We start from the raw sequence: 20,542 nt of genomic DNA on the forward strand, positions 1-20,542 counted from the left end.
ATCTCATCCACCTGCTCCGTCATTGCGAGGAGCGCAGCGACGTGGCAATCTCATTTAGTAATTTTTTTTAAAAAATGAAAAGATGAGATCCTCACGCCCTCGAAAAGCGAGGGCTCAGGATGACACCGGCGGGGTCAGATGAGATCTTCAAGGCTTCGAAAAACGAAGCCTCGGGATGAGAGCGTTAAGATGTTTATGGTAAATTTGTATTAACAGGATTGAAACAAATGGTATACAGGAAATTTACAATTTTTTTATTTATTTTCATAATAATCAATCAATTATCTCTAACTGCTTTTTCGGTTGAAAAAGCAGTTCGATTTTCAGCGGTGGGGGATATTCTTCTTGACCGTGGGATACGAATGATTATTGAAAAAAAGGGGCAAGATTATCCTTTAAAAGGAATAGACTTATATTTATTAAACCGAGATTTGGTGCTTGGCAACCTGGAAGGCCCTCTTTCTGAGCGGGGTGAAGCATTAAAGAAAAAGTTTATATTTCGAGGTAACCCTTCTTATGTTGCTGTGCTTGAAAAAGCAGGCATAAACCTCGTTTCTTTAGCTAACAACCATATAATGGATTATGGTAATCTTGCTTTAATAGATACTATTGATAATCTTAAAAATGCCGGATTGTATCCTTTCGGTGCTGGAGAGAATCAAGAAGAAGCCCTAAAACCGGTTATAATTTATAAAAATGGATTAACTTTATCTTTCTTTGCATTCCTTGGTTATCCTCTTCAAATCGAGAAAGTTGATCCGAAGTCTTCAGGCCCATGTCAAGTTGGATTGGATGAATTTATTTCTGCCCTTCAAGACATCCGCGATCAGGTGGACTTTATCATCGTCTCTCTCCACTGGGGGTTGGAGTATGAATCTCTCCCCCACCCCCATCAAGTCGAAATTGCTCATCAGCTTATTGATAACGGTGTTGATCTGATTATTGGACATCATCCCCATGTTATTCAAGGAATCGAAAAATATCGAGGGAAGTATATTTTATATAGCTTGGGAAATTTTCTTTTTGATCAGCATGGAGATCGAGAGAAAGAAAGCTTTATTTTTAATTGTGATTTCAAAGAAGAAGGCGTGCTATTTCCTTATATTATAATGTTTGAAATTAGCAAATGTCAGACAAAACCAGCTTCTGAAGAAAAAGCCGAAAAAATTATTGCCAAAATCCATCTGGTTTCAGACCAGGGAATAATGTTTTTTCAGGAAAATGACGATAAATATTATATTAAAGAAATAGAATAACTCCCATATTATAACTTCCTTTTTTAATAATTTGCCTTGCCAGAGATAGTTTCGATACGTATATCAATAATAGCAACCTTCTGAATATCATCAGAATCCATGGGAGCTAAATTGTCATCATGGTTGTATTTTTTGATGAAGAGCCTCAGAGCTGCTATTTTTAAATTTAAGTCATCAAGGATGCTTGCCTGACCAAAAACCAAAACACTCCAGTAATGAACTCCAAATTGACAGGGTTTTTTCCCGGGGAGAAGCTGGATGGGGTGACTAACCTCGAAACAAACTCGAGAGTTTGCCCGAATATTTTCGAGTTTTTGTCCTTGAAGTGCGGAATGGATATAGAGATGATTTTGATGAAAAACATAATTAACTGGGACCAGATAAGGCCGATTATTACTCACGGTCGCAAGATGACCATAAAAAGCTTCATTGAGGTATTTGATTGAATCATCTCGGGTAAGCCATTTCTTAGCCATAATCTATTTTCTCCTTTAAGTATTATTGGTGGGTAATTCATCTCAAAATTGTCGGCACAATACCAATTAATCTTGACTTTTTATGAAATTTGATATTTAATATTGTTACCGCAGGTTCCGAGAAATTGGAAAGCTTTAAGAACTGAGGGTTAAAGCCTGATGTTCCTACGGGGAATTGGAGAGCTCGAATTCCCTGAAGAAAAAATTAAAGTTGGAAGGTTTGTTGGAATCTGTGGTTTTTTATTTTCACCTATTTTTACCAGCCTGCAGAACTTTTTCCAAAAAAATGATGTATCGAATCATTTCATTCATATTAAAAGTAATTTGGAAATTCTGAAGGTAAGCTGGAAGATTTAAAATATCCTTTTGAAGGTCAAAAACCACATTTCCATCTTGGAAGCGAAAACGTTGGATGAATTTATCGTCAAGTACCCATTCAAAAGGAAAAAACTGAACGCAAAATTGATTGCCAACATCGTGGTAAAGCAAATCCACTGGAAGGCTTCCTTCGAAGTCACACTCAAGACAGTGAAAAACGTTAACTCTTCCCTCAAAAAGTTCTTTTTTCAATTCAGGGTTTTCTTGAGTATTAATTGATCTCCAGATCTCAACTGTTTGCGATGAGTTGCAACTGGGGCATTGAAATTCAATATGCTCACAAACCGACATTTTCTTTCTCCTTCTTCTTAAAAATTCTTCTTAGAATTACTTTTCAGACCAATTTTTTGCGATAACAATGTCTACCTCTATGGGGACTTGTTGAATATATATTTTTCCAGCCTTTATCATTGTTTCTTTCAAGAAATGGAAGATTTCTTGGGCTTTTTCTTGAGGTGATTCAAGGATAATTTCATCGTGGACAGTTCCAATGAGATGAATATCATTGCTATTTAAATAAGGAAAAGATAGAGCCAAGGCTTTTTTAATTATATCGGCAGCTGTTCCTTGTATTGGAGTATTAAAGAGTTCTGTAATCCGGGGTTTATCCTCCCACAGTCTTAATCGTCCGTTAAGGGTTCGAATTTCCTTAAGACGACTGTTACTGAGTTCTTTTTGCCAGGAAGCTATCCCTTGATATACTTCAAAAAAACGCTTACGGAAATCAATTGCCTGTTGGTCGGTCATCTCGACCCCATAAGAATTTTGAGCATAGAGCTTTAAGCCTCGAGCTCCCATGGCATATAAAAGGCCAAAATTAACTGCTTTTGCGGCTTGCCTTTCTTCTTTGGTAACTTTATCGAAATCTTTTCCAATTAAAAGGGAGGCAGTCAAGCAATGGATATCTTGGTTTTGCTGAAAAGCATCGGTCATTCTTTGATCATGGCTGATTTCTGCTGCAACACGAAGTTCGATTTGAGAGTAATCGCCGATTATAAGGAGATTACCTTCTGATGGAATAAAACATTCTCGAAAAATCTGATCTCGAGGGATTTGTTGCAGGTTGGGATTTCGACAGGAAAAACGCCCAGTAGCAGTTCCAATTTGCCAGTAATCAGGATGAATTCGATTGGTTACCGGATGGATATATTTAGGGAGAGCACTGGCAAAAGATTGAAGCACTTTGGTTACTTTGCGATAATCGATTAGAGCTTGAATAACTGGAAATTGACGGCTTAATTGAGACAGTTCTTCGTGAGAGGTGGTTTTTAAGGGAATACCCAACTGCTGTAAGGCTTCCAACATTTGTTTAGGGCTATCTAAGTTAAGAGGCGGCCGCTCAGTGGTTTGATCCTCCATAAATGGGAGTCGTTGAATTCTCTTAAATCCTTCACTAAGTTTTTGACGAAGAGTCGCCGCTAAATCGTTTTGGTTTTTTTCCAGTTCTTTGGTTAATGTTTCCCATTTTTCGGTGTGAAGCAGCATGCCACTGAGTTCCATTTCTACGACAGCTGGGAGACACTCAAATTCTAATTTTGAAGTTGAAAATAAGTTTGATTTTTCCAGTTTTGAAAGAAGACAAGGGTAAATTTCCAGCAATACTTGAGCATCACGAGCCGCGTAATTTAATTGTTCATTACTTAATTCATTACTCCAATCACTGTTTTGTAACTCCTTAGGAAGGTCAATATTTAATTCCTCACGAGCCAAGTCTGATAACTTAAAACCATGGCTTTTTTGGCCGGCTGACAAAATCTGCGCGGCTAACATGGTGTCAAAATAAGGGCCACAAACAATGAATCCAGATTTTATTAAGAACTTGAGATCAAACTTGGCATTGTGAAAAATTTTTAGAGTTGGTGAAGCAAAAATTTTATTCAAAGAGGCAATAATATCATGAGATGCTTTCCAAAAATCTATTAAGAATACTGGTTGATTAATGGATGCAATTTGGATCAACCGAACTCGGTTTTGAAAAGGATCAAGCCCGGTCGTTTCGGTATCAATTGCAATGATTGAGTTTTCATTCAAAGATGATAAAAGTGGGTGAATATCATTAATTGTTTTTATTAAGCGATACTCGGTGTGCATCAAGACTATATTTATCCTTTCTTCTTTTCGGTTTAATTTGGACCTATGGATATTGTATCTTTTTTTTGGCTTTTATGAAAATGCAAAATATTGATACACTCTATCCTATAGGAGCACGAAGTAACAATGAAATTACTAATATACTTTTTAAATAATCGAATCTCAAACCTTCTCCCTTTATCCAAAGGGAGAGGAATAAAAAAGATTGAGCTCATGAGATCGCCACGTCACTCCGTTCCTCGCAATGACGATTCAGAGTTCTTTCTCCCTTGATGGGAGTGTGCGAAAGGGGATGAGGGTGAAAGTCCAGGATTCGACATGCCATGGCATGTCGCTACTTTAATCGGGAGCAATAAATTGTCGCCCCTACAATTTTAAATCTTTTGTAGGGGCTTGATTTATCATGCCCGTGTTTTTTCAGGATAGACCCTCATGCTCCTTTGCAACACCAGATGAGGATGAAAATATATACTCATGAACCAATCTCCCCCTTTAGCAAAGGGGGTTAGGGGGATTTGGATTTTTTCCTGCTCCGTCATTCAGACTGTGTCACAATCCCTTTCATACACCAAGAAGAGCTTGAAAGTGGAGGATACATTCTATTTATCTTCAGTTTTTTGGTTATCTATTCCCAATATTACTGTAAAATATTAACATAAGAGGTGGTAAAAAATTTACAGAATAATTATGACACAGCCTGATTGCGAGGAGCGTCCTATGCGACGTGGTAATCTCATTTAGTATTTTTTATAATGATGAAAAGATGAGATCCTCACGCGGGAAAGCACCGCTCAGGATGACGGTAACGTAAAACGATGTTATATTTACATGATTGATAATTCGTTTCCATAATATGATATATAATTCATTGAATACTTTTTGATTATTAAAGGAGCTAATACCCAATTGAAATCTAAAATTAAAGTAGGAATATTATTTGGTGGTCAGTCGGTTGAGCATGAAATATCAATTTTATCAGCACAGAGCATATATGAATCTATTGATAAGGAAAAATACGATGTTGTACTGATTGGTATTGACAAACAAGGTGGATGGCACTTCAGTGATGAACAAATCTTTCTTGAATATAATGCAAGCCGTCGATTGAAATCTCTTACCAATAAGATCGATCAACAACTCGCGTTGATACCTGGCCGAAAGGTCGATTTTTTATACCAACTATCAACCCAGGAAAAAACAAAACCTGTTGATGTCGTATTTCCGGTATTACATGGTACCAACGGTGAGGATGGTTCAATTCAAGGTTTTTTAAAGTTATCCGGAATTCCCTTTGTTGGTGCCGGAATACTGGGATCAGCCATTGGTATGGATAAAGAGGTAACCAAACGCCTGCTTCGTGATGCTGATATTCCTATCCCTCATTATCAAGTTGTTCGTCAGGTAGATAGCAATAGAATTGATCCACTTCAAATCCAAGCCGAGTTCGGTCTTCCTCTTTTTATAAAACCAGCTAATCTGGGATCTTCAGTGGGAATTAGCAAAGTGAAAGTTGTTGATGAAATTAAGCCAGCCATCGATATAGCCTTTCTTTATGATCAAAAAATATTAATAGAAGAATGTATACTGGGCAGAGAAATCGAATGTTCAGTACTAGGAAACGAACATCCGGAAGCGTCCCTTCCGGGTGAAATTAAACCCAACCACGAATTTTATTCTTACCAAGCAAAATATCTGGATGAGAATGGTGCAAATCTTGAGGTTCCAGCCAAGTTGCCTGATAATTTAATAAAAAAAATTCAAGAAGCGGCGTTAAAAGTCTTCCAAGTACTAGAAATCGAAGGAATGGCACGTGTTGACTTTTTCTTGCAGGAGGATGGAAAACTCTTGGTAAATGAGGTGAACACTATTCCAGGGTTTACCCAGATCAGTATGTATCCCAAGCTTTGGGAAGCAAGTGGTTTATCTTATAAAGACTTAATAACTCGTCTCATCGAGTTAGCTATTGAGCGGGCAGAACGGGATCAAAAATTAAAAACCACCTATGAAGAGTATTAAAATTCACTCGTCATGATTTTTGAGCTGGAATTAAAATAGAGAAGGCAACACCCTTTTCCTGATTAGCAACCGATATGGTACCACCATGGAGTTTAATGATCCTTGCAGTTATAGATAGACCGAGTCCAAACTCGCCTTTCATGCCAGGATGGAATTTCTCAAAAAGTGTTTTCATAGTCTTTTCTTCGATTGGAGGTCCATCATTTCCAACCTGGATGAGAATTTGGGAGTTGGGCTGAGCCTTGAGTGAAATTGATATGGTATTATGAGCATATCGGACTTGATTATCCAATAAATTTTCCAGGGCCACAGTCCACTGTTCATAATCACCGGAATAGTTCGTATCCTCAAGATCAGTAATCCACTTGATATCCTTTCTTCTTACTTGGAAACGGTTCATGACATCTATGATCAGTTCATCAAGTCGATACTGGTCTTGAGATTGATTAATAGTGTTAAGGACGTCAAGTTTAGTTAGATATAAAAGATCCCGATTTCTTTTTTGTAAACGCTCAGCTTCTTGGTCGATTACTAAAACCGAAGCCTCCAGATTTCCTTTAGGAAAGATTCCATCAAGAATTGACTGAGCGTAGCTCCTTATGACCATTACCGGAGTTTTGAGGGCGTGGGAAATGTTTTGCAAGGAATTTTGTTGTATCTCATTTTGTCTAATTAAACGATTTCTTAAAACATCGATTGACTTCGCCAGGCGACCAATTTCATCCTCTCGTTGAATGACGACTGGCTCTTCCCAGTTTTGTTTGGCTATTTGACTGACATGTTTTTCCAAAAAAACCAAAGGTTTAGTGAGATATTGGGCTAATATAATGGCCGGAATCCAGCTTAGAACAAATACCATCCCCATCACCCAAGAAAGCTGACGGAACAGGGTACGGACCAAGTTTTGGCGATAACTATCCCACATATAGGAAAGTAAATAAAAATTACCCGTTGGTGAGGAAATTCGGCGTATTACGTAAAACATGCGGTTTCCTCTTATGACTTCTTGATATCGTTGTAAATCCATTTCTTGTGATTGAGCTATTTTTATAAAGTTTTCTAATACCGATCTTGGTAGTGGATTGGGCGGGAATATTTGTTTATCGTTGTTAAACAAAAGGTGTCGTACCGTTCGAATGTTTTGGTCGGCTTCATCATTTACAATAGGAGGTAAATTTCTGGGAAATTGCCAAATTTCTCCTGATTGAAAAGTATCCTGACCGTTCTCAATGTTGGCATAAATTTCATTAATAAAAAAACGATCCAATGAAAAAGGAATAATTAAAAGCAAAGCTACTGTTACAACAATGATTAAAAGGGCAAAAATCAACCAAATTTGAATGGCGAGTGGCAGGTTTTTCATCATCATGATGATACCAATCGATAACCGAATCCGTATATTGTTTCAATTCGGATTTCAGGGGTTTTTTTGCGAAGGCGCCGCAGTAAGTCATCAACAACTCGATCGGTTCCGTAATAATCAATCCCCCAAACCTGCTCAATGATTTGCTCACGAGTAAAAGCCTTTCCAGGATTTTCGGCAAAAATACACAGGAGATCAAATTCCTTCGAAGTCAACTCGATGAGTTGTTTTTCTTTATGAACGCTTCTGGTGTCAGTATTAATGGTATAAGGAGGGAGATGGATATAGTTTTCTGATGTTGCATTGAGGCTTTTTTCATAAGTTCTTTCTAAAATTTTTCGACATCGAATCACCAATTCCCGAGGAAGAAAAGGCTTGGGAAGGTAATCATCGCTCCCCATTTCTAACCCAACTATTCGGTCAAGATCGGCATCGCGAGCAGAAATGAAAATAACCGGTATATCCGGGGAAAAAGCTTTGATTTCTCGAATAATTTGATAGCCGTCGATATCAGGTAACATAATATCCAGTATCCACAGGTGAGGTTTTTTGGTGATATTATTATGGGCTTCGCTTCCGTTAAGAAATGAATAGACTTCCCATCCCTCTTTTTTTAGGTAGGAAGTTAAAAGTTGGTTCAGATTTTCTTCATCTTCGACTAAATAAATAATATACTTCATGTTGACATCCATTTCCTTTTTGGTTTTAAATCCTTAAAGTTCTAACTGATAATTCTTGCTGATTAAATTATGGCATTCCTTATTCTGTTGGTTGTTCCTGAGAAGCTGGTTTTGATCCGTCATAAGGGAATGCCTTCATCCGTTCTTCAAGAGACATTCCTAAAGAATTATAAAATTTCGACATGGCTACATTGTAATCAAAAACCGCTTGTAAATAGGCATTTTCGGCTTCATAGGCATCATTTCGAGCATCGATGAGTTCGATGCTGGTAATGGCTCCGGCATCGAAACGAGCTTCAGCGATTTTAAGATATTCGTTAGCTTTGGTTAAATTCTTTTCTTGCAAAGGAACATTGCGTTCGGTAGTTTTTAACGATTCGTAATTTTGCTGTAATTCGATAAGTATGTTATTTTGAATGCTTTTTAGGCTTACTTTCGAAATTTCTAAATCAACTTGTGATTTCTTTTGGTTAAGAAGAGGAGTATAGTCATTGGTATTAACTTGGACTTCCTTGGTTTTTAAAGCAACTTCATCTTCGGCTTTTTTTATCTCTAAACGGTGGGTTAGGGCGTAGTCTGTGCTTTGTTTCAAATCAACGACTGAGGGATTAAATGTCAACTCACTGGTTAATTCAACCGGAATGTTTAAATCTCTTCCTAAAAGCTGGTTAAAATTCATTTTGGCAATTTGTAAATTACTTTCTGCATTCAAGCGATCGGATTGAGCTTTTGACAATTCATATTCCGCCGAGATGACATCAATTTGGGCAACCATTCCTAATGAATATTTAGCTCTTACATTTTCTAATTGTTTTTGAGAACGGTTAATGTTTTCTTGAGCTAAGGCAACCAACCTTTGGAGTTTGAGGATATTGTAATAAGCTTCTTCTACGACTTGTACCTGACTGGAACGAGTGATTTCATAGTTGCGTTGAGCAACCAAAAGTGCGGTTTGATTGGATAGCTCGCTTAAAATAGATGGATTTAGAAGTAAATCTGCTTTGGTTTGTTGATAGGTCAATTCACTCTTTTTTAGCTCAAATAGAGCTTTTTTCATATCATTTCCATTCTCTAAGGCAATTTTAACTGCTTCTGAAAGAGTCAGAGGGGTTTTTTTAGTTTCATTGGCAAAGGTTATTAAAGTCATAAGCAAAATGAAAGACAAGATTACCATTCCAAACATGAAAGGGCGATACGGTTTTTTCTTATTCTTATTTTTTGAAGACATATTCCTAACCTCCAGTTTTATTCTTTTTTAAATATCCTATCAGGTATCATTGTGAAGAAAAATCTTTTTTGTATAAAACAAAATACGGTCCTATTATTTCTTCTTCATTTTTTATGAAAAATCTTTCTTTGAAAATGAAAGTAAGCAATTTTAATTGATAGAGAATCATTTATCAACTCCCAAACTCTCTTTATCTATATCTACAACTCTTCAACCACAATCTCCCTCCCAGCCACCTTGAAGAGCTGCGCCTTCGAGAGGATAAACCCATAGACCGCCTTCTGGTAATTGAGTTTGGCATTCTCCAGAGCCAATTCACTCTCCTTGAGGGTTCGGTCGGTGATAAAACCAGCCTGATACTGCTGGGATTGGAGTCGGTAGGTTTCTTCAGCGATTTGCATTTCTAACTGAGCGGTGAGAGTGTCCTGATCGGATTGGATGAAGAGCTGGTAGGCATCCAATACCTCAAGGGTGATGGAATCAGGCAGAGCCTGCAGCTTTCTCTCGATTTGGGCCAGGATGATTTCCTGTTGTAGTTTTCGTTCTCGGGAGATCCCCCCATCAAAGGGAATCCAGGTTACTTCTAACCCCAGTCCCCAGCCGGATGCCGAAGGAGTAAAAGGGTCTTGATTGATGGCGCTGGTTGAGAAGGTATCCTCCCCTTCTGAGAGCTGACCGGTGACCTTCCAATCCAGGACCCAATCGGGGCTTTGTAGGTCAAACCGGACCGCATAGTTTTCTTCAACATAGGATCCAATGAGATGAACTTTGGCTTGACGGTTCCGTTCAATCTGCTTCAAGGTGATGGTCTCGATTTCTTTTTGCCAGAGCAAGTCCTTGAGGTCAGTATGGTCAGATTGAGCGTGGGTGGTTAACTGATCCAATTCTTCATCCAGTGGCTGGTAGGGAAAATCCTTCTCGAGAGTGATTGGGGTGTCGAGAGGGTACCCGATCATTTGATTGAGCTGCTGTTTCTTGAAAAGCAAACTTTGGTTGGATTGCTCGAGGTTGATCCGGGCCCTTTCTCCGGTTTGTTTGGCCTTGAGCAGATCCACCGATGAGGCCATTCCTAATTGGTACTGGTTTTCTATATCAGCCTGGAGAGTGTGAGCTTGTTCAAGGGTTCGCTGGGCCATCTCGGCGGTCCATTCAGCTTTGAGAACTTCCAGGTAAGCGGTGATGGCTTTCAGTTTGGTATTCTCTTCGGCATTCTTGAGAGCATTCTGGGCTTGGCTGAGGGCAAGGTCAGCTTGCTCCAATTGGTTGGCAAGATCACTGGAGGTCTCATTCAAGGCAATCGAATCACTGATTGAAACCTGAGCATTTGATTCTGCCTCTCCAACCAAGGCTACATCTCCAGTGACTTGAACGGTGGGGTTGAACCCTTTTTCCTTTTGAGCAAGACGGCGATTCGACTGGGCAATTTTATAGTTATCCTGGGCATCCAGGATCTGGCTATCAGTAGCAAGGGCGAATTCGACTACCTGGGATAGGGTCAAGCTGATTTCCTTTTCTCCAGTATCACTGGCATTGGCATCAAAAGGAGAAAAGACCAGAAAATATCCGATGAAAACCAAAAGAGCAATGAAGCTATTCCTCTTTTTGCTGAGTCCTCGGTATGTCATGATTGATCATCACCTCATTGGGGGAAACAAGTTCTATGTCGATAAATAATCACGAATCATTAATGAATGCTTCTTCTAAAAACTGGTAGTTCTCCATGAATATAATCTAAAATGATTTATTCAAAACGTAAAGCGGTAATTGGATTGAGTTGACTGGCACGGCGTGCCGGATATATTCCGAAAAATAGCCCGACGGCAACGGAAATGCCAAGAGCATATATTATCGAAGCCCAGGAAATGGTGGTACTCCAGCTGGATACTTTGGATACAATGAAAGAACTCAGTATTCCTAAAATTATTCCAATTAATCCACCGGTAAGACTCAAGACTGAAGCTTCAATCATAAACTGGGAGAGGATATCAGTGGTCTTCGCTCCGATGGCTTTTCGCAATCCTATCTCCCGAGTCCGCTCGGTTACCGAAACCAACATGATATTCATGATACCGATGCCACCAACTAAGAGAGATATTCCCGAAATAATAACTAAAAAAAGGGTAATGCTACCGGTCACGTTAGTAACGGTATCTAAAATATCTTGTGAGTTCATAATATCAAATTTATCCGGATCGTTATCGAATTTTCGTAGAAAATAGGCTTCCAAATAATCACTTACACTATCCATATCTTCTATAGTGTTCGTTTCTACGGTTATGGTTTGTAGGTATTTACTTCCCGTAATTCTTTTTTGGGCTGTTGTAATAGGAATAAACACCTGATCACCACGATCCATGCCCATGCTGGTTTTTTTCTCCATTATTCCAATAACTGTAAAGCTAACATTTCCAATTTTTACTTTTTTGCCAATATTGGAACTGTCATCATTGCCAAAAAGGTCTTCAGCAACCGTTTGACCCAATACAACGACTCTGGTCATATGATCCAGGTCATATTGGCTAAAAAAACGCCCCTTAGCTGGTTTAAAATTTTCAAGCACAGGATAATTTGGAGTAGTTCCTATAATGCTGGTTCTGGTGCTTTCCTTCCCAAAGGTAACAACCTTGTTGGTTGACGCTTGGGCCCCAATATTTTTTATTCCTCTAACTGGGGAATTTCCTAATCCTAAATAGTGGTCGTAAGTGAGGATATTCATGCCTCCTCTTTGCATGACTCCCATTCCAGGGGGTACCCTTTGGAAACCAGGTCTTACTGTTAAACGATTAGACCCCAGACTTTGAATTTGGGAAGTAATATTGGTTCTCATTCCTTGACCGACCGAAACCATGGTGATAACTGCTGCGACTCCGATAATAATGCCCAACATGGTAAGAAAAGAACGAAGTTTGTTGGATAAAACATTCGAAATAGCACTTTGAAGTTTTTCAAATATGTTCATAACGATTATATTGCCTCCAAGTTTTCTTTTGCCATCTGGAGAACTTCTTCTGCTTGAGTCGGATCATCAACGGATTCTTCCTTTTCTAGTTGCCCATCACAAAATCGGAGTATCCGTTTGGAATGAAAAGCAACATCCGGTTCGTGAGTGACTAATATAATGGTCTTTCCTTGTTCATTTAAATTTTGAAAAACTTCCAAAACTTCTTCCCCGGATCGAGTATCCAAGTTACCGGTTGGTTCATCGGCAAGGACGATTGATGGATTATTAGCCAGAGCACGAGCGATTGCAACTCGTTGAATTTGGCCTCCAGAAAGTTGATTCGGACGATGAAATTTTCTTTGGCTAAGCCCCACCTTTTCCAAGAGAGGATTCACTATTTCGCATCTTTTGGTTTTAGGGATGCCGGCATAAAGGAGTGGAAGTTCAACATTTTGAAAAGCGTTTAATTTTGGCAAAAGATTGAAACTCTGAAAAACAAAACCGATTTTACGATTACGAATCATTGCCAACTGGTTTTCTTCAAGGTGGGATACCTCTTCCTGATCAAGAAAATATTGGCCACTGGTGGGTGTATCTAGACATCCTAAAATATTCATCAGGGTTGATTTTCCTGAACCAGAAGGTCCCATTATTGAGATAAAATCACCCGGATAAATCTGGAATGTAACATTGGTTAAGCCATTGACTTGAATTGATTCCAAAAAGTAGATTTTCCCTAATTTCCTAACGTCAATAACTGGTGAATTGGTTTTTTCGTTCATGAAATTTCTCCTAATAGCTGTTATTTGCTTTTACATTCCAGTGGGGGGTGGACCACCCATACCCATCAGTCCTCGATTGGGTAAAGAATTTTGAATATTTACAGAAGGAATCATTACTTCCTGATCTTTTTTAAGACCTTCTAATATCTCAAAAAATTCATCATTTCTTAAACCAACTTTTATAAAGATTTTGCCAGGTTCTTTCTGTGATCCTGGAATAAGAACAAAGGTTTTTCCTTCTTCCTCTATCAGTACTTCTAAGGGGAGCAATAAGGTGTTTTCACTTTGATTTACAATGATAGTTGCATCGACAGTCATTCCTGGATAGAGCCTTCTATCTGAATTGGGGATTATAATTTCTCCTTCATAGGTTACGATATTATCAATAACTTGTGACTTCAAGGAAATGAAAGACACCTCTCCCTTGATTATTTCACCAGGAAAAGCATCGAGAGTAATTTCTGCTTTTGCACCGGTTTTTATTTTGGGAATATCAATTTCATTGAATGCTACCAGTGCTTTCATTTGATCTAAATTTCCAATCGTAATTAGGGTCTTAGCTTGGGTAACAACATCCTCTTTCTCTACTGAAACATCTATGGCAACACCGTCAATCGGCGAGGTAATGGTTCCATATTCAATCTTTTTTTGGGCATCAACAACGTTAGCTTCTGCTTGGGCTAACTGAGCTCGGGCAACTTTAATATCGTCTTGATCTGAACCATCTAAAAGATTATCAAGTTGTTTTTGAGCAGATATAACGTTTTGTTTATAAATTTCCATTTGGTTTTGACTTTCGTTAAGCTCTCGTTGTGAAACGGCGCCACTCTCGAAAAGTTTTTGGTTTCTTTCGAATTGGATTTGAGCATTTTCATGATTTAATTGAGCTTGTTCAAGAGTCGTTTTTGCCTGGGTGATTTCTAATTCGGTAGCTCCCTCTATAAGTTTTTTGAGTTTAGTCTGAGCTGATAAGAGCTCGGCCTCGGCTCTTTTTAGATTGGCTTCATAATCGCTAACATCAAGCTTTACTAGCTCTTGTCCTTTAGTGACCGAATCTCCTTCTCCAATCAAGACAACTTCAACCTTGTAACCATCCTCTTTTGATTTTACATTTACTGTTTCAGAGGGAGCCAAACTACCCTCGGCTTCAATGGTTTCTCGTATTGTTCCTTCGATTACCTGAATGGTGGGGATGCTTATGTCTTGGGCCTGAGTAGAATGAGACTTATTGAAAATGAAAAGGGAAATAATTAATGTGAGTATAAAAATAAGTACAATGGAAACCAGAACCATTTTTTTACTTTTATTCATTTTTCCACGTTCCTTTTTCCTGATTATTAAAAAGATGATTTCTAGATAAAAAGGAAGAGGATCCTTCGAAAAAAATACATTTTAATCCGGAAGGTCCCCTTCCTTTTATTAAGTAATCTCCTCCTTTCGAACTAAATTAGCCAAGGAGGGGTAACAGAAAGGAGGAGAAATGAGAGTAAGTTCTATTCCTCATTCCTATTTTTTAAAATTTCAAGATGTTCTTCCAATTGTTGGTTACTCTCTTGGAGTTGTTGAAAAAGCAAGGGAAGTATGGATTTAATTTGAACTTCATCACCAATTTCAACGGCTTCAGTGAATTTCTTAAATAGTTCTCGGTTTTTTTCCATCGCAACTCCTTGGTTTTTAAAGAATAATTGGTTTTTCTGGTCTAAAAATCTTTGTTGGGGAAACCTCGGTCCTTTTCTAAAATTAGGTTTTTCCTTTTCAAGATGCATTTTTTCTTCATCCATTTCAGGTCCGACTGGCGTTTTTCTTTTATCAATTTTTTCTTCTAAAATTTTGAGTCGGTTTTTAATTTCTTCCAAATTTTCAAGGATTCGATTTATTGGTTCTTTATTTTTGTGGAGTTGGATAATTTCTCCCCTAAGGGCATCACGTCGATTCAATTCAGTTTCCCAATCACTGGTCAATTCTGGGGTAAATTTTTCTGAAAGAAGAAGCATGTACATTTTTTGATGGATTCTCATTTCATTGATAAATACTGGACCATTTCTTCCTTCGGCAAAAGAAACTCCAGTTAAGGTGATGAACAAAATCACCAGGACACTTCCAATAGCTATGAATTTTTTCATTAATTTACCATTCCTTTCAGTGGAGGAATTTTTAATGGATTGTACCTTACAATGTAAATGAAGTATAAACTCCGATTTTGGAGGAATTATCAAAAAAATATGGGAAATTATGGGAAGGAGTTTAAATTGAATTGGTAAAAAGTAATTGTTGCCGGGTTGCCATCTTTTTATTATGGCAACCCGGAGAGGTTTTTGCGAATTCGTTATGAGTTCATAGTTAGTTCAGAAGCAAGTAGATAAGTAATTTTTAAAATTTACTACAATTAAGGTTTTCTGGTTGGCCACGGTGTCGGGGTTGGTGTTGGATAAATATCAGACTTTTCACAGCGGATGGTAGCTAGGAAACAGGCAGATTTTGCTGAATAGGTATAGGTTCCTCCTAAGCCAGACGGATCAAAACGCCAACGTCCAGCAAGTGGGGTGAAGTTGGCTGATCCATCATCACTGGTGATATTAAAATAGATTGGTTTGGAGCCATCCCAATTGGATTTCTTACAGCCCCAATTTTCCCAATATTCTGAGACGCCGGCACACTGAGCTGACCGTATTGCCGCTACAATTAAATTCTTGGATACGCTTTTGGGGTTGATGTCACAGAAAAATCCAATATCGATATTGCCATTAGCCACAATGGTATAAGGTTCTTCGCCTTTGATAACACGAACGTTAATTGATTTATTAAAAGTACAACCGCCTCCAGTAAATTGGACATTCCAGTCTCCCGAGGTTCGAGGTGTAACAGTAGCATGCCCTTCGGAAATGGGGAAATCAAAACTTTCCCCACCCGGACCAGTGATGTGGACATTACTGGTTAATGAAGCATCAGCTTTCCAGTAGAGTTCAATCTGGTCCCCATCACAGATGGTTAATGAAGTTGGACAATCTTCCAGAGCGGGTTGTACTGCAGAAGGTGCCAGTTCTTTAATAATTGCGCAAAACTTGGTATTATCAGTACAAGATGTACCGATTGTACCCTCACAACAAGTCATAATTGCTATTAATATACTAATTGACAATCCTGAAACGATACAGAGAACAACTTGGTTTTGAAGTTTTTTCTTTCCCCACATCGGTTTTCCCTCCTAAAGAAAAAAATTAAAAAATCAACCGCAGTTTTTTGGAAAGAATGAGCGTAATATGAGGTGTTAGTTTGCTGGGATAGTTAATTGTTGTTTGTTATTATACTCTTTTCTATAACAAAAATTTTAAAAGTTTGCTGATTTAATAACGTTACTTTCTTCCATTAAGGGGTGAGGGGAAACTCTCCCCTTTAGAAAAAGGAGATGAAGGGGATTTGAATTTTTCACTGCTCCGTCATTCCAAGGAACGCAGTGACGTGGCAATCTCATCCATCTGCTCCGTCATTGCGAGGAGCGCAGTGACGTGGCAATCTCATTTAGTAATTTTTTTAAAATAATGTAAAGATGAGATCCTCACGCCCTCGAAAAGCGAGGGCTCAGGATGACACCGGCAGTGTCAGATGAGATCCTCACGCGGGAAAGCACCAATCCGGATGACCGATTAAAGAATTCATTTGAAAGTATTTACAGGTTAAACCCGTATGCTGCTTTCGCAGCACCAGATGATGATTAAAAAACCCAAGATTCGACATGCCATGGCATGTCGCTACATTAATTAAAGAATGGGCATAATACATTGTGCCCTTGGAATTTTAAATTCTTTTGTAGGGGCTTGATTTATCATGCCCACATATAGATTTTCAGGATAGACCTTCATGCTGCTTTCGCAGCACCAGATGAATATGAAAATAAGTTGCCCCCTCACCCTGACCCTCTCCCACCGAGGGGCGAGGGAAAAAAGAACAAAAGAATTCAGAGTTCCTTCTCCCTTGATGGGAGTGTACGAACGGGGACATAGGTTACACTTTAGTCTAAGGACATAGGTAACACTTTTTAATCATCTTGAATCTCCGTTGATTCAAAAGTAAGGGTCTTTTTATCAATTATACCAATATCATAGGTAGAGAAACTAACTAACCAGGAATGAGTATAGTCTTTGAATCCGAGAAGTTCACCAGCAAAGACTTTACTGATTCTGATCAGACGGTTGCCATAAAGAGAAATCCGTCCTGAGGAATCGACTTTACGAGTGAGCGTATGATGAGGATATTCACAATCACTTAAGGTTTTTGGATAGGGCCGGTCACTTTTGTGGTACCAGGAAGCTGGGGTTTCTTGGTTGATTGCTTCATGGGGTCGTACGGTGTTATAGATGGTTTTAAAGGTTTCAAAGCGGTCTTGTTGGGTGAAAAGATTGGTGGCTGGTTTTTGACAGGCCTCTTCTTTTAAGGTGCGGTGCATCCGTTCATGACGGCTATTTTGTTCTGGATGTCCCGGATCAATGCGCTCTAAGATGATGCCGAGTTTCACTAACCACACCGAGAGTTGAGTGAGTCCAAAGGGAGAGTGAAGAGAAGCAAAGGGACTCCCGTTATCACTGCGGATCACCTGGGGAAGACCATATGTGGAAAAGCACTCTTTGAAGACCGGAAGGGATTCTTGAATGCTGGGAGAGGAAAGAGCTTCACAGGCAAGGAGATACCGGCTATAGTGATCGGTGATGGTTAAAGGATAACAGTATTTCCGATCTTGGGTTCGAAATTGTCCTTTAAAGTCGACACACCAGATCTCATTGGGTTCATGGCTGGTTCGAAGTTGACTGGTTGGCACACTTCTTCTCAATCGACGAGGGTGTGATCTCACCAGTCCATGGCGAGATAAGATGGCACTGATGGTACTGATTGCTGGAAAGACAATATCGGGATACTGTCTTTCCAAGGCGGGCTTGAGCTTTTTAGCTCCCCAACTGGGATGCTTGAATTTGGTATCCAGAATCATTTGCTCGGTCAGGGCATCAGTTTGACCCGCCAGGTGATGAGGACGTCGGGATTGATCTTTAAGTCCATCCAAACCAAAGGCTTGAAAACGATGAATAAACTTATAGGCGGTTTTTCGAGAGATTCCATATTCTCGACACAAATCTGTCACCTTTTCCTTGTTGAGATAACGATAAATCAATTCTTGTCTGAGATCCACTTTGTGTACCTCCGTCCATGGCATAAGGCATTCCTCCTTATGCCAGTAGTATACAAAGTGTTACCTATGTGTCAGGAACTTTCTGTTACCTATGTGTCCGGATCATACCGAGAAGGTGAGGATGAGGGTGAAAGCCCAGAACAGAGTGAAATCCTGGTGAGTTGCTCTAAAAGAATTACCTTAAAAAACGTTCTGGTATTTTCAGGATAGGCTGAAATTCTCTTCCCTATGATAAAATTTGAAACAGTATATTTTCGAGGAGTGGTTTATGGCACGCTATATTATGTTTCAAGGAACTGGATCTGGAGTTGGAAAAAGCCTAATTACAGCAGGTTTTTGTCGAATGTTTGCGCGAAAAGGCATAAGAGTTGCTCCGTTTAAAGCGCAAAATATGTCTTTAAACTCGGGGGTGACACCATTTGGTGAGGAGATAGGCAGAGCACAGATGCTGCAAGCTCGAGCAGCTCTGATTGATCCTGATTCTCGAATGAATCCAATTTTACTGAAACCCCAGGGAGACTGCATGAGCCAGGTGATCGTTCGTGGAAAAATCTGGGAGACTCATGAAGCCTATGAGTATTATCAGTATAAAAAATTTCTCTGGGAAAAGGTCGTCGAAAGTATGAATTCACTTGCTGAAGAATATGACCTCATCTGCATTGAAGGAGCTGGTAGTCCAGCAGAGATAAATTTACGAGAACAGGACATAGTTAACATGTCAGTAGCTCGATATGCACAGGTACCAGTATTTCTCATTGGTGATATTGAAAAAGGTGGAGTTTTTGCACAACTTTATGGAACCTGGGCACTTATGATTCAAGAGGAAAGAGAATTGCTGAGGGGCTTTATTATCAATAAATTCAGAGGGAATTATGCTATTTTAGAACCAGGATTGAAAGAAATTGAAAAATTAACTCAAATTCCAGTTGTGGGTGTTGTTCCTTATTCTCGCTTTCAGCTGGAAGATGAAGATAGTATGACGGAAAAAATTGAAAACTCGTATAAGTTACCCAAAACCGCTGATATTCAAGTCGGTATTATTCGTCTTCCCCATATTTCAAATTTCACCGATTTTGATCCATTAACGAATGAGCCTGATGTGGAAATCCAATACATTTTTCCCGATGAAAATCTTAGCAAGTTTGATGTAATAATGCTTCCCGGAAGTAAAAATACTACTCGAGACCTTCAATGGCTGCAAAAATTTAATTTTCAAGAGCGTTTGGAAAGTTATATCAACAATGGTGGCGTGCTGTTAGGAGTATGTGGTGGTTATCAGATGCTGGGAGAATCTATAATAGATATCGATGGGAATGAAGACTACCAAGGTGAAATGGATGGATTGAGAATTATTCCAATGAAAACCTTTTTTGAGAAAGAAAAGACCCTTAAAACCTTGCAAGGATGTTTGGCGAAAGCTGAACACATTTCTGTGAAAGGATATGAAATTCATCAGGGGAAAGGCTTTATCCAACAAGCCTACGAACCGCTTTTTAATCTCAATTTGGGGAACAGAATCGAACCTGAAGGTATAGTAATCAATAATCAGATATTCGGAACCTACCTTCATGGTTTGTTTGATGATGGATCGTTTAGAAGATATTTTGTCAATTTGCTTCGCAAAAGAAAAGGGTTAGGAACCATTTCCGCGGTTTCCCCATCCTGGCAGGAAATGGTAGAAGAAGAGCTTGACCGTTTGGCAGACTTTCTTGAAACCTGCCTCGATATTGAAAGGATAGAAAGCTTGATGGAGAATTTTTAAATACAACAGGAGGATCTTTATGCTACTCCGAAGACTGGAAGACTGTGATGAATTCATAGCTGGTGATTTAACCAGACTTCGTGAAATACTCCATCCGGATAAATTAGGAATTGATATCCATTATAGCCTTGCCCATGCTACTCTTCCGCCCGGGCGCGCATCTCAGCCTCATTACCTCTATTCATCTGAGGTATATTATATTTTATCTGGTAAAGGGATTATGCACATAAATAGTCAAAACGAGCAGGTGGAGGAGGGTTCGACCATTTTCATTCCGCCAAAATCCATACAGTACATTGAAAACACCGGGAGCCAAGACTTGGTATTTCTTTGTATTGTTGATCCAGCCTGGAAAAAAGAAGATGAAATTGTTCTTTGATTACGAGAGAT

16 protein-coding genes and 1 pseudogene are annotated in these 20,542 nt (G+C 39.0%); 4 read left to right on the forward strand and 13 right to left on the reverse strand.

The features are described 5' to 3' along the window. Positions 1–227 precede the first annotated feature (227 nt). Entirely contained in the window at positions 228–1,256 is a 1,029-nt protein-coding gene (locus RT761_RS04725; RefSeq protein WP_218112926.1) for a CapA family protein, read from the forward strand. A 23-nt stretch (positions 1,257–1,279) separates the two neighbouring features. Here the strand turns inward: RT761_RS04725 and RT761_RS04730 are convergent, their stop codons facing one another. The 3 genes and pseudogenes from RT761_RS04730 to RT761_RS04740 form a co-directional block, all read right to left on the reverse strand. Continuing rightward, positions 1,280–1,732 (reverse strand): pyridoxamine 5'-phosphate oxidase family protein, encoded by a 453-nt coding sequence (locus RT761_RS04730; protein ID WP_218112927.1) that lies wholly within the window; start codon positions 1,730–1,732, stop codon positions 1,280–1,282. Between the two features lie 246 nt (positions 1,733–1,978). Then, positions 1,979–2,401, reverse strand: a complete 423-nt coding sequence (locus RT761_RS04735; RefSeq protein WP_218112928.1) for a CpXC domain-containing protein — start codon at positions 2,399–2,401, stop codon at positions 1,979–1,981. A gap of 36 nt (positions 2,402–2,437) precedes the next feature. Continuing rightward, positions 2,438–4,255: pseudogene (locus RT761_RS04740) on the reverse strand (bifunctional 3'-5' exonuclease/DNA polymerase); the annotation flags it as partial. Positions 4,256–5,107: 852 nt separating this feature from the next. Here RT761_RS04740 and ddlA point away from each other — a divergent pair. Beyond that, positions 5,108–6,217, forward strand: a complete 1,110-nt coding sequence (gene ddlA / locus RT761_RS04745) for a D-alanine--D-alanine ligase (protein ID WP_218112929.1) — start codon at positions 5,108–5,110, stop codon at positions 6,215–6,217. 10 nt (positions 6,218–6,227) lie between these two features. On the opposite strand, the gene RT761_RS04750 is transcribed toward ddlA, so the two are convergent. The 10 genes from RT761_RS04750 to RT761_RS04795 form a co-directional block, all read right to left on the reverse strand. Beyond that, complete coding sequence (locus tag RT761_RS04750; protein WP_218112930.1) at positions 6,228–7,586, reverse strand: sensor histidine kinase; 1,359 nt, start codon at positions 7,584–7,586, stop codon at positions 6,228–6,230. Beyond that, positions 7,583–8,260, reverse strand: a complete 678-nt coding sequence (locus tag RT761_RS04755; protein ID WP_218112931.1) for a response regulator transcription factor — start codon at positions 8,258–8,260, stop codon at positions 7,583–7,585. Before RT761_RS04755 ends, RT761_RS04750 begins: the two co-directional genes overlap by 4 nt. Before the next feature lie 79 nt (positions 8,261–8,339). Next, a complete protein-coding gene (locus RT761_RS04760; protein WP_218112932.1) occupies positions 8,340–9,488 on the reverse strand; it encodes a TolC family protein in 1,149 nt (382 codons plus the stop codon). Between the two features lie 200 nt (positions 9,489–9,688). Then, entirely contained in the window at positions 9,689–11,113 is a 1,425-nt protein-coding gene (locus RT761_RS04765; protein WP_218112933.1) for a TolC family protein, read from the reverse strand. A 116-nt stretch (positions 11,114–11,229) separates the two neighbouring features. Then, positions 11,230–12,447, reverse strand: a complete 1,218-nt coding sequence (locus tag RT761_RS04770; protein WP_218112934.1) for an ABC transporter permease — start codon at positions 12,445–12,447, stop codon at positions 11,230–11,232. A gap of 5 nt (positions 12,448–12,452) precedes the next feature. Further along, positions 12,453–13,211, reverse strand: coding sequence for an ABC transporter ATP-binding protein (locus RT761_RS04775; protein ID WP_218112935.1), 759 nt, complete (start codon positions 13,209–13,211; stop codon positions 12,453–12,455). Positions 13,212–13,241: 30 nt separating this feature from the next. Next, the gene (locus tag RT761_RS04780; RefSeq protein ID WP_218112936.1) at positions 13,242–14,522 is read right to left on the reverse strand and encodes an efflux RND transporter periplasmic adaptor subunit; all 1,281 of its coding nucleotides are present in this window, start codon (positions 14,520–14,522) and stop codon (positions 13,242–13,244) included. A 182-nt stretch (positions 14,523–14,704) separates the two neighbouring features. Further along, positions 14,705–15,334, reverse strand: coding sequence for a hypothetical protein (locus RT761_RS04785; protein ID WP_218112937.1), 630 nt, complete (start codon positions 15,332–15,334; stop codon positions 14,705–14,707). A gap of 263 nt (positions 15,335–15,597) precedes the next feature. Beyond that, positions 15,598–16,404, reverse strand: coding sequence for a hypothetical protein (locus RT761_RS04790; protein ID WP_218112938.1), 807 nt, complete (start codon positions 16,402–16,404; stop codon positions 15,598–15,600). An 843-nt stretch (positions 16,405–17,247) separates the two neighbouring features. Beyond that, positions 17,248–18,414, reverse strand: a complete 1,167-nt coding sequence (locus tag RT761_RS04795) for an IS481 family transposase (protein WP_218110800.1) — start codon at positions 18,412–18,414, stop codon at positions 17,248–17,250. Positions 18,415–18,658: 244 nt separating this feature from the next. Between RT761_RS04795 and RT761_RS04800 the strand changes: the two genes are divergently transcribed. Both RT761_RS04800 and RT761_RS04805 read left to right on the forward strand, forming a co-directional pair. Next, entirely contained in the window at positions 18,659–20,152 is a 1,494-nt protein-coding gene (locus RT761_RS04800) for a cobyric acid synthase (protein WP_218112939.1), read from the forward strand. Positions 20,153–20,171: 19 nt separating this feature from the next. Continuing rightward, entirely contained in the window at positions 20,172–20,531 is a 360-nt protein-coding gene (locus RT761_RS04805; RefSeq protein WP_218112940.1) for a cupin domain-containing protein, read from the forward strand. Positions 20,532–20,542: the final 11 nt, after the last annotated feature.

This window comes from Atribacter laminatus, assembly GCF_015775515.1.
In the GTDB taxonomy this organism is placed as follows: domain Bacteria; phylum Atribacterota; class Atribacteria; order Atribacterales; family Atribacteraceae; genus Atribacter; species Atribacter laminatus.

What these genes read in the sequence shown, in the direction of transcription:
- RT761_RS04725 (WP_218112926.1), top strand. Translation starts at nt 228, where the DNA reads ATGGTATACAGGAAATTTACAATTTTTTTATTTATTTTCATAATAATC.
- RT761_RS04730 (WP_218112927.1), bottom strand. Translation starts at nt 1,732, where the DNA reads ATGGCTAAGAAATGGCTTACCCGAGATGATTCAATCAAATACCTCAAT.
- RT761_RS04735 (WP_218112928.1), bottom strand. Translation starts at nt 2,401, where the DNA reads ATGTCGGTTTGTGAGCATATTGAATTTCAATGCCCCAGTTGCAACTCA.
- RT761_RS04750 (WP_218112930.1), bottom strand. Translation starts at nt 7,586, where the DNA reads ATGATGATGAAAAACCTGCCACTCGCCATTCAAATTTGGTTGATTTTT.
- RT761_RS04755 (WP_218112931.1), bottom strand. Translation starts at nt 8,260, where the DNA reads ATGAAGTATATTATTTATTTAGTCGAAGATGAAGAAAATCTGAACCAA.
- RT761_RS04760 (WP_218112932.1), bottom strand. Translation starts at nt 9,488, where the DNA reads ATGTCTTCAAAAAATAAGAATAAGAAAAAACCGTATCGCCCTTTCATG.
- RT761_RS04765 (WP_218112933.1), bottom strand. Translation starts at nt 11,113, where the DNA reads ATGACATACCGAGGACTCAGCAAAAAGAGGAATAGCTTCATTGCTCTT.
- RT761_RS04770 (WP_218112934.1), bottom strand. Translation starts at nt 12,447, where the DNA reads ATGAACATATTTGAAAAACTTCAAAGTGCTATTTCGAATGTTTTATCC.
- RT761_RS04775 (WP_218112935.1), bottom strand. Translation starts at nt 13,211, where the DNA reads ATGAACGAAAAAACCAATTCACCAGTTATTGACGTTAGGAAATTAGGG.
- RT761_RS04780 (WP_218112936.1), bottom strand. Translation starts at nt 14,522, where the DNA reads ATGAATAAAAGTAAAAAAATGGTTCTGGTTTCCATTGTACTTATTTTT.
- RT761_RS04785 (WP_218112937.1), bottom strand. Translation starts at nt 15,334, where the DNA reads ATGAAAAAATTCATAGCTATTGGAAGTGTCCTGGTGATTTTGTTCATC.
- RT761_RS04790 (WP_218112938.1), bottom strand. Translation starts at nt 16,404, where the DNA reads ATGTGGGGAAAGAAAAAACTTCAAAACCAAGTTGTTCTCTGTATCGTT.
- RT761_RS04795 (WP_218110800.1), bottom strand. Translation starts at nt 18,414, where the DNA reads ATGCCATGGACGGAGGTACACAAAGTGGATCTCAGACAAGAATTGATT.
- RT761_RS04800 (WP_218112939.1), top strand. Translation starts at nt 18,659, where the DNA reads ATGGCACGCTATATTATGTTTCAAGGAACTGGATCTGGAGTTGGAAAA.
- RT761_RS04805 (WP_218112940.1), top strand. Translation starts at nt 20,172, where the DNA reads ATGCTACTCCGAAGACTGGAAGACTGTGATGAATTCATAGCTGGTGAT.